This is a genomic window from Pseudonocardia sp. NPDC049154 (genome assembly GCF_040648315.1).
Lineage (GTDB): Bacteria > Actinomycetota > Actinomycetes > Mycobacteriales > Pseudonocardiaceae > Pseudonocardia.
The window spans coordinates 26,244-35,182 of the sequence record NZ_JBEZDN010000080.1; the positions used below are offsets into that span (position 1 = coordinate 26,244).

Genomic DNA, 8,939 nt, shown 5'->3' on the forward strand with positions numbered 1-8,939 from the left:
GACGGAGTTGTCCACAGTGTGGGTCCACAGGTGGATACCACTCTCAGGTTTCACAGTTTCACCGCCAGCCGCTCGCCGTCGCGGAGCGCGGCGTCCATCCGCCGCGGGGCCAGGCAGTCACCGATCCGGTGGACCCCGGACCGGTGACGCAGCGTGGACCACAGGGCGTCGTCGGGCTCGGCGGGGACCGCCTGGACCACGGCGTCGACCTCCCTCGTCTCCGTCCTCCCGGTGGGATGGTGCACGAGGGTCGCCCGGCCCGGCTCGACGGCCGTCACGAGCCGGTCGGTGCTGAGCCGGATGCCCGCCGCGTGCGCCCGGCGGCGGAAGCCCTCGCGGTCGAGCGTCAGCCCGAGGTCCTGGCCCACCACCATGCCCGGGGTCACGATCTCCACGGCGCAGCCGCGGGCGGCCAGGAGCTCGGCCACCGAGGTGGCGTGGTGGAACCCCAGCTCGTCGACGACGAGCACGGAGCCGGTGGGTGCGGCGCTGCCGTCGAGCACGTCCCGGACGTCGAGCGTGCCGGGCCGGCGGGCCGGCCGCGCCCCCGTGGCGAGGACGACGACGTCCGCGCTCCCGAGATCGTCCGGCTCCCCGTGCACGATCTCCACCCCGGCACCCTCGCACTCGGCCACGAGGTCTCGGACGACGTGGGCGAGCTCGTCGCGCCCGGGCGCGAGGGCGGCGAGGGCGAGCTGGCCGCCGAGCCGGTCGCGCTCGTGGAGGATCACCCGGTGCCCGCGGGCGGCCGCGGTCGCGGCGGCGCGCAGCCCTGCCGGCCCGCCCCCGACCACGGTCACCCGCCGCGGCACGCCCGGAGCCGGCAGCGGGACGGACTCGCGCCCGGCGCGCGGGTTGACCGCGCAGCCGAGCGGGCGGTTCAGCCCGACCCGGCCGACGCACTCCTGGTTGCAGCCCACACACACCCGCGTCGGGCCGCCGGGGGCGGCGAAGTCCGGGGAGGCGATCTGGCCGCGCGCGACGCCGACGAGGTCGCAGTGCCCCTCGACCAGCGCCTGCTCCGCGACGGCGGGCTCGGTGAAGCGGCCGACCGCGACGACCGGGATCCGCACGGCCGCGCGGACGGCCGAGGGGATGAAGGTCGCGTAGTTGGCGGGCGTGTGCATGGAGGCCTCGATGAGGTGCAACGACGCCGTCGCCACGCCGATCGAGGTGTTGAGGTGGTCGACCTCGCCGGTCCCCTCGAGCAGGCGGGCCAGGGCGACGCCCTCGTCGAGCCCGATGCCGCCCTCGATGCCCTCCTCGCCGCCGAGCCGGACGCCGAGGACCCGGTCGCCGAGCTCCCGCCGGACCGCCGCGACGATCCGCAGCAGCAACCGCGCGCGGTTGGTGAGCGGGCCACCGTAGGCGTCGGTGCGGTGGTTGGTGGCGGGCGAGAGGAAGCAGCGCACCAGGGAGGCGTGCGAGCACTGCAGCTCGACGCCGTCGAACCCGCCCTCGACGCAGTGCCGCGCCGTGCGGGCGTAGCCGGCCACGACCTCGTCGAGGTCCTCCTCCGTCATCGCGACCGGGACCTCGCGGAACATCGGGTCGGGAACGGCGGACGGGCCGCGGACGGGCTCGCGGGAGTACATCCCGAACGACTGCGGCCCGTTGTGGTTGAGCTGGGCGAGCACGGCCGCGCCGTGGGCGTGCACGGCGTCGGTGAGCGCGCGGTAGCCGGGCAGCACGGCCGGATCGTGGCCGCGGACGAGCTTCTCGTAGGGGCGGTCGTGCGGATGGACCGAGTGCTCCTCGGTGATCACCAGCCCGGCGCCGCCCGCGGCCCGCGCGGCGTAGTACGCGGCGTGCTGCGGGGTCGGCAGGCCCTCCGTCGCGTAGCCGGTGAGATGGGCGGTGAAGACGATCCGGTTCCGCAGGGTCAACCGGCCGACCTGAAGCGGTTCGTGCAGCATCACGACACCCGTGAGTGCGTTCTGCCCCTAGAGGGGCTGTCGGCACTCACGACCCCCGACGGGCGGCGCAGATACTGCACCGCCCGTCGCCCCTCCCGCACCGCCTCGTGCACGGTCCGGGGCGCCACACAGTCCCCCGCCACCACCAGCCGCGCCCGCGAGTCGCGCCGTGCCCCCTCGCGAGTCGCGCTGCCGCCTCCCGCGAGGCGCGCCGCAGCCCCCCGCGAGTCGGGAGCTCCGGCACCGCGAGTCGGGACGTCCGGCACCGCGAGTCGGGAGTTCGCGCATCGCGAGTCGGGAGCCTCGACGTGGCCGACGCGCAGGAGGTCGGGATGGCCGCGCCACAGGTCGTCGTCGGGCAGGCGGTGGGCGCAGTCGATCACCACCGTGCAGGAGACCTCCCGGGCCGCTCCGTGGTCGACGTCGGTGAGCAGTGCGGTCCCGCCCCCGACCGACCGGAGCCGCGCGAACAGCTCTCGCACGACGCCCGCCCGCTCGAGGCGCCCGTTGGCGTCGGCGAGGTCGCCGGTGCGCGAGAGCTGGGTCCCGGCGACGGCGTCGGGGGTGACGAGCGCGCACGGCAGCCCGGCCGCGGCCACCTGCTCGGCGATCCCCACGCCCGTCCAGTCGCCGATCGGGTCGTGCACGACGACGCGTGCGCCGGCGGGCAGCACGGCGGCCGTCGCGTCGGGCGCGGGCGGGTCGGACGGGCGGCGGGGTCCGGCCGCGGCGAGCACCCCGGCCTCGAACTCGCCCGCCGGCAGCACGACGACGTCGGGTGCCGCGACGAAGGCGTGGGGCGACGGCACGGACCCGGTCGCGAGCACGACGTCGCCGGTCAGATCGGCCGGACGTGCCTCGACGCCGAGCGCCACCTCCACGCCCAGCCGGTCGAGCTCGCGCTCCCACCACTCGACGAGCAACCCGAAGCGGGCGCGACCGTGCACGACCGCCGCGTACCGCAGGGCACCGCCGAGCTGCGGGGCCCTCTCCATCAGCCGCACCCGGTAGCCGTTGAGCGCCGCCGTCCGGGCGGCCTCCAACCCCGCCGGACCCCCTCCGACGACGAGCAGGTCGCCCGTCCCGTCGACGGGTGCGAGCGGGAGCGGCGGGTCGAGGGTCTCGTGACCCGACCGCGGCTCCGCCTCGTCGGTGATCAGCGGGTTGCGCGGGTCGCGGGCGCGGTGCTGGTTGGCGAGGGTGCAGGGGCGGATGCGTTCCGGCGTCCCGGCCCGGACGTGGGCGACGAGCCGGGGGTCGGCGATCTGCGCCCTGGTCATCTCGACGAGCGCGATCCCCTCGCCGAGCGCCGCCTCCGCCATCTCCGGATCCACCACGCTGCCCTGCAGCACGATCGGCACGCCGAGCCCGAGGAAGCTGCGCGCGAGGGAGCGGTTGAAGCCGGGCGGGGTGTGCAGGTCGGGACGGGTCGCGGGGACCGTCAGCCCCGACCCCCGCACAGGAACGAGGTAGTCGACCAGCTGCGCGAGGCTCGTCGGCTCTCCCGGGTATGCCGCCTCGGTGTCCTGAAACTGCCGATTCGCGGTGCCGGAAGTGCCGACTCGCGGGAGTGGAGAGCCCGGCTCGCGGGGGGCCACGGCCCGACTCGCGGGACCGGAGGTCCCGACTCGCGGTGCCACATCTCCCGACTCGCGGTGCAGGAACTCCCGACTCGCGGGAGCAGTGAGCGCGGCTCGGGGGGTGGAGAGCAGGGCGTAGGCGGAGGTGGGGGTGATGCCCGCCCACGGGGCGAGCTCGTCGCAGCAGAGCCGCAGGCCGAGGACGTGGTGCGGGCCGAGTGCGGCACGCACCGCCCCGACGACCTCGCGGAGGAGCAGGGAGCGGTCCTCCCCGTAGGCGTCGGGGCGGTGGTTGGTCAACCCGGACAGGAACTGCCGGAGCAGCGAGTGCTGGCCCGCCTGGATCTCGACCCCGTCGAGCCCCGCGGCCACAGCCTCCGCCGCGGCCGCGACGAAGCCGGCGACGAGCGCGTCGATCTCCGGCTGTTCCATGACCTGCGGGACCTCGCGGGACACGACGTCCGGCACCCGGGAGGCGCCCCAGAGCGCCCGCCCGGTGAACGCGCCGGTGCCCTGCGCGCCGGCGTGCCCGAGCCCGGCGAGGACCAACGCGTCGGGACAGGCGGAGCGGATCGCCCGCCATCCGTCGCCGCACGACGCGGCGAGCGGCGCCCGCTCGTACGGCCAGTCCGACTCGCCCACCGACGCCGTCTCGGTGACGATCACCCCGCACCCGCCCGCGGCCCGCTCGGCGTAGTAGGCGACGTGCCGCTCGGAGAGGGCGCGCCCGCGGCCGAGGTTGGTGACGTGCGGTCCGAACAGGACCCGCGACGGCGCGGTTCGGCCGCCGAGTTGCAGCGGCGAGGTGAGCATCGGAAGGTGGGTCGCGCGGCGCCGGACCCGTCGTCCCCGGGTCCGGCGCCGGCGGTCTGTGAGGGTTAGGAGCCGGCGACCGGGAGCCGCAGGCCCGAGTCGGTCTCCGACGCGCCCAACCCGGCGAGCGGGCTGGTCTCGCAGGCGCGGTCGGGCCGGCCCATCGAGAGCTGCAGCAGGACCGGCGACTTCTTGCCGAGCTTCGTCCGCGAGTGGTCGACCTCGGACTTCGGGATCACGTGGCCCTCACCGCGGGCCGCGAGGGCCTGCTCGCCGAACCCGCGCACGCACTCGGGGTCCGGCCCGTCGAGCGGGAGGCCGGTGAAGAACTTGGCCGCCATGCACCCGCCCTGGCAGGAGTCGTAGTGCATGCAGGAGGAGCAGGCGCCGCCGGTCTGCGGCTGGCGCAGCTCGGTGAACAGCTCCGAGCTCTCCCAGACCTTCTGGAACCCGCCCTCGTCCCGGACGTTGCCTGCGAGGAAGTTCTCGTGAATGGCGAACGGGCAGGCGTAGACGTCCCCGACCGGGTCGATCAGGCAGACCACGCGCCCGGCGCCGCACAGGTTCAGCCCGGGCAGGGCCTCGCCGAACGCCGAGAGGTGGAAGAAGGAATCCCCGGTGAGGACCTGGTCCCCGCGGTCGACCAGCCAGTCGTACATCTGCTTCTGCTGGCTGGGCAGCGGGTGCAGCTCGTCCCAGACGTCCGCACCGCGGCCGGACGGGCGGAGCCGCGTGATCCGCAGCTGGGCGCCGTACTTGTCCGCGATGGCCTTGAACTCGTCGAGCTGGTCGACGTTCTGCCGGGTCATGACGACGGAGATCTTCGGCTGCGCGAACCCGGCCTCGGCCAGGTTCTCCAGCGCGCGGATCGCCATGTCGTACGAGCCGGGCCCGCGGACGTAGTCGTTGACCTCGGGCGTCGCGCCGTCGATCGAGATCTGGATGTCGACGTAGTCGGTTGCCGCGAGCTGCGCGGCGCGCTTCTTGTCGATCTTCAGACCGTTGGTGGAGAACTTGACCCCGACGTTGTGGTCGATCGAGTAGTCCAGCAGCTCCCAGAAGTCCGGGCGCACCGTCGGCTCGCCGCCGCCGATGTTGATGTAGAAGACCTGCATCCGCTGCAGCTCGTCGATCACGCCCTTGGCCTCGGCGGTCGACAGCTCGCGCGGGTCCCGGCGGCCGGACGACGACAGGCAGTGGGCGCAGGACAGGTTGCAGGCGTAGGTGAGCTCCCACGTCAGGCAGATCGGCGAGTTGAGGCCGTACTGGAAGTGGTCGACCAGCTTCATCGGGGGCACTCCGGTGTGGTGGTTACTGGCGGGCTTCGATCGTCCCCGAGGCGGCCAGACCGGCCAGGGCCTTCAGGTAGGCGGGGCGCTGGGCCACCTCGACGCCCGCGGCCGCGATGGCCGAGTGGACGTCCGGGTGGTGTTCGAGCCCCTTGACGACCTCCACGAGCGGGAGGGTCTTCAGGAAGGAGAGCTTGCGGGTGCCGAAGTGGTACACCAGCGCCCCGAACGGCTCGGGCCGCAGGGAGACCTGCGGGCTGCACCGGTAGGGGGCGCCGGGGTCGAAGACGGAGCTGTCGCCGACCCCGGCGGCACCAGCGCTCTCGGCGCTCTTAGTAGACACCGCACATGCCGTCGATGGAGACCTCCTCGACGAGGGTCTCCTCGACGACGGGGGCGTCCTCGACCTGCTCGGACTGCTCGATCGGGGCCATCGGGTACCTCCTGGTGCGACCTGGTGGACATCGGTGTCGGACGTGCCGGCCGGCAGGTCGGACGATATTGGCACCGGGTGCCGGAAGCAAGGGGCCGGGTGGGGCCCCATCCGTTCGGAGAGGCGGCGCGGACCGGCCCGACGATCTTCGCGCCCGGGCCGGGGAGGACGAAGTCGCAGGTGGACGGGCATGCTGACCGGGTGTCGGAACCCGCGACCCTGCTGCACCTGACCACCCCCGCCGCGTGGCGCACAGCCCTGCGGGCGGGCGCGGTCACACCGCCGTCGCTCGCCGAGGTCGGCTTCGTGCACCTCTCGACGGCCGACCAGGTGGCCCTCCCGGCCGACCGGCTCTTCGCCGGGCGGCGGGACCTGCTGCTGCTCGCCGTCGACGCCGCCACGGTCGGCTGCGAGATCCGCTACGAGCCCGGCGTGCCCGGCGACCCCGACGCCATGCGCTTCCCGCACGCCTACGGACCCGTCCCGGTGTCCGCCGTCGTCGCGGTCTCGGCCTACCGCCCCGGACCCGACGGCGCCTTCGCCGCGCCGCCCGCTCCGCCGTCCCGCACCGATCACGCCGGGCGGCTGCGCGCCTTCGCCGACTCGCTGCCGCGGCGCGTGGCGAGCGCGGAGGAGCCGGTCTCCGGCGGGATCGCGGTGCTGCAGGACGACGTGCCGTGGGCGCCCGCGCTCAACCGCCTGCTCGTCCACGACGGCACCCCGGCGCAGGAGATCGCCGCCGAGGCGGACCGGGTGCTGGGCGGAGCGGGCCGCGACCACCGCTGCGTGACGATCCGCGGCACCGATCCCGGCCCGGTCGCCCGCGAGCTCGGCCGGTCCGGCTGGTGGCTGCAGCACGACGTGGTCCTGGCCCGGGCCGTCGACGGCGCGGTCCCGGGCCCGGCGGCCGAGGTGGTGCCCCTCGACGCGGAGGCGGAGCGTGCGGAGCCGACCATCGACGCGGAGGCGGAGCGTGCGGAGCCGACCATCGACGCCGTCCGGGACCTCTGGGCGGAGGCCTGGCGCCCCGACCTGCCGGCCGACGACCCCCGCCGGCTCCGGCTCCCCGACCGGTACCTCGTCGAGAACCGCGGCACCGACCTGCGCGTGCTGGCCGTGCGCGAGGGCGACCTGGTCGTCGCGGCGGCCGCGCTCTACCTCGACGGCGCCACCGCGGTGCTCGAGGCGGTGGAGACCGCCGCACCCCACCGGGGCCGCGGACACGGGAACGCGCTGGTCAGCGGGGCCCTGCGGGTCGCCGGGCGGGCCGGGTGCGATCTCCTCGGCCTGCACGCGGACGCCGGCGGCGCACCCCGCGAGTGGTACGTCCGGCGCGGCTTCGGGCAGGTCGGCGAGGCGTGGAACGCGGGCCGGACGGACTGACTTGTTGCCAGCGATGTGCAACGATTCCGGCGCGGCACCCGTCGGCCGCAGCAGGGCCACCCCTCCGACCCGACGGTTTCCGCCCCCACCTCTTGACGGTTTAGCCCGCGGCCCTCTGTGCCCGCCGTCACGCCGGTCCTAGCGTCCCCGTCGACCGACATCACCTGCACCAGAAAGGGCTGCCATGCAGGTCGACGAACTGCTCAAGCCGTTCCCGCTCAAGGAGTTCCACCCGTTCCCCAAGGCTCTGCTGGGCCCGGGTGCGCACGAGATGATCGGGCCGGAGGCCCTGAAGCTCGGCTTCAAGAAGACGCTCGTGATGACGTCCGGCCTCCGCGGCACGAACATCGTCCACAAGATCGTCGAGTCGATGAAGTACCACGGCCTCGAGGTCGTCGTGTACGACCAGGTCGAGTCGAACCCCAAGGACTACAACGTCATGGACGCTGTGGGCCTCTACCAGCAGAACAACTGCGACTCGTTCGTCTCGATCGGCGGCGGGTCCTCGCACGACGCCTGTAAGGGCGCGCGCATCTCCGTGGCCCACGACGGCCGCAACGTCAACGAGTTCGAGGGCTTCAACAAGTCCGAGAACCCGCAGAACCCGCCGCACATCGCGGTCTCCACCACGGCCGGCACCGGCTCGGAGACCTCGTGGGCGTACGTCATCACTGACACCACGACGGACCCCGACAACCCCCACAAGTACGTCGCGTTCGACGACGCCTCGGTGACCAGCCTGGCGATCGACGACCCGGTGCTCTACTACGACTGCCCGATCGACTACACCGCGCAGTGCGGGTTCGACGTGCTCGCGCACGCCTCCGAGCCGTACGTGTCCCGGCTGAACTTCCAGCCGTCGCTGGGCAACGCGCTGCACGCGATCAAGCTGACCGCGCAGAGCCTGCGCGCGGCGGTCTGGAACGGCCAGGACCTGGCGGGTCGCGAGGGCATGATGTACGCGCAGTACATCGCCGCCCAGGCGTTCAACTCCGGTGGCCTGGGGATCATCCACTCGATCTCGCACGCGGTGTCGGCGTTCTACGACACCCACCACGGCCTCAACAACGCCATCGCGCTGCCACGCGTGTGGGCGTTCAACATGCCGGTCGCCTACGAGCGCTTCGCGGACATCGCGGAGGCCATGGGCATCGACACCCACGGCATGACCAAGGTCCAGGCCGCGGAGGCCGCGCTGGCCGCCGCGATCCGGCTGCTGCGCGACGTGGGCATCCCGGAGCGCTTCATCGACGTCAAGGCCGACACCTACTCCAAGAACCGCCTCGGCCAGGGCCCGACGAAGTACTACGAGAACGCCAAGGAGATCAAGGGCGACGCCGCCGACGTCGACCGGATCACCAACCACGTCCTCGGCGACGCGTGCACCCCGGGCAACCCCAAGGAGTGCACCTTCGAGACCGTCCGCCCGGTGGTCGACCACTGCATCAACGGCGACCTGGACGACCTGCTCAGCTGACCCCGTGCGCGGTAAGTGGTGCTGAGGGACCACTTACCGCGCCGATCC

7 protein-coding genes are annotated in these 8,939 nt (G+C 73.8%); 2 read left to right on the forward strand and 5 right to left on the reverse strand.

Annotation, left to right across the window (positions count from 1 at the left end; all coding sequences use genetic code 11):
- Positions 1-50: 50 nt before the first annotated feature.
- The 5 genes from AB0B41_RS29285 to mftA all read right to left on the reverse strand — a co-directional run bounded on the left by AB0B41_RS29285 (position 51) and on the right by mftA (position 6,032).
- Positions 51-1,916, reverse strand: coding sequence for a mycofactocin system FadH/OYE family oxidoreductase 2 (locus tag AB0B41_RS29285; RefSeq protein ID WP_358208977.1), 1,866 nt, complete (start codon positions 1,914-1,916; stop codon positions 51-53).
- A complete protein-coding gene (locus AB0B41_RS29290) occupies positions 1,916-4,309 on the reverse strand; it encodes an FAD-dependent oxidoreductase (protein ID WP_358208979.1) in 2,394 nt (797 codons plus the stop codon). Before AB0B41_RS29290 ends, AB0B41_RS29285 begins: the two co-directional genes overlap by 1 nt.
- Positions 4,310-4,374: 65 nt before the next feature.
- Positions 4,375-5,598: a mycofactocin radical SAM maturase gene (gene mftC / locus AB0B41_RS29295; protein ID WP_358208981.1), complete on the reverse strand. Its 1,224-nt coding sequence runs from the start codon at positions 5,596-5,598 to the stop codon at positions 4,375-4,377.
- A 22-nt stretch (positions 5,599-5,620) separates the two neighbouring features.
- Positions 5,621-5,941: a mycofactocin biosynthesis chaperone MftB gene (mftB, locus tag AB0B41_RS29300; RefSeq protein ID WP_358208983.1), complete on the reverse strand. Its 321-nt coding sequence runs from the start codon at positions 5,939-5,941 to the stop codon at positions 5,621-5,623.
- Positions 5,931-6,032, reverse strand: a complete 102-nt coding sequence (gene mftA / locus AB0B41_RS29305; RefSeq protein ID WP_037048757.1) for a mycofactocin precursor MftA — start codon at positions 6,030-6,032, stop codon at positions 5,931-5,933. Before mftA ends, mftB begins: the two co-directional genes overlap by 11 nt.
- 200 nt (positions 6,033-6,232) lie before the next feature.
- Here mftA and AB0B41_RS29310 point away from each other — a divergent pair, with 200 nt between their 5' ends.
- Positions 6,233-7,414 (forward strand): GNAT family N-acetyltransferase, encoded by a 1,182-nt coding sequence (locus tag AB0B41_RS29310; RefSeq protein ID WP_358208985.1) that lies wholly within the window; start codon positions 6,233-6,235, stop codon positions 7,412-7,414.
- A 184-nt stretch (positions 7,415-7,598) separates the two neighbouring features.
- On the forward strand, positions 7,599-8,891 hold the full coding sequence (gene mdo / locus AB0B41_RS29315) for an NDMA-dependent methanol dehydrogenase (protein ID WP_358208987.1): 1,293 nt from the start codon (positions 7,599-7,601) through the stop codon (positions 8,889-8,891).
- Positions 8,892-8,939: the final 48 nt, after the last annotated feature.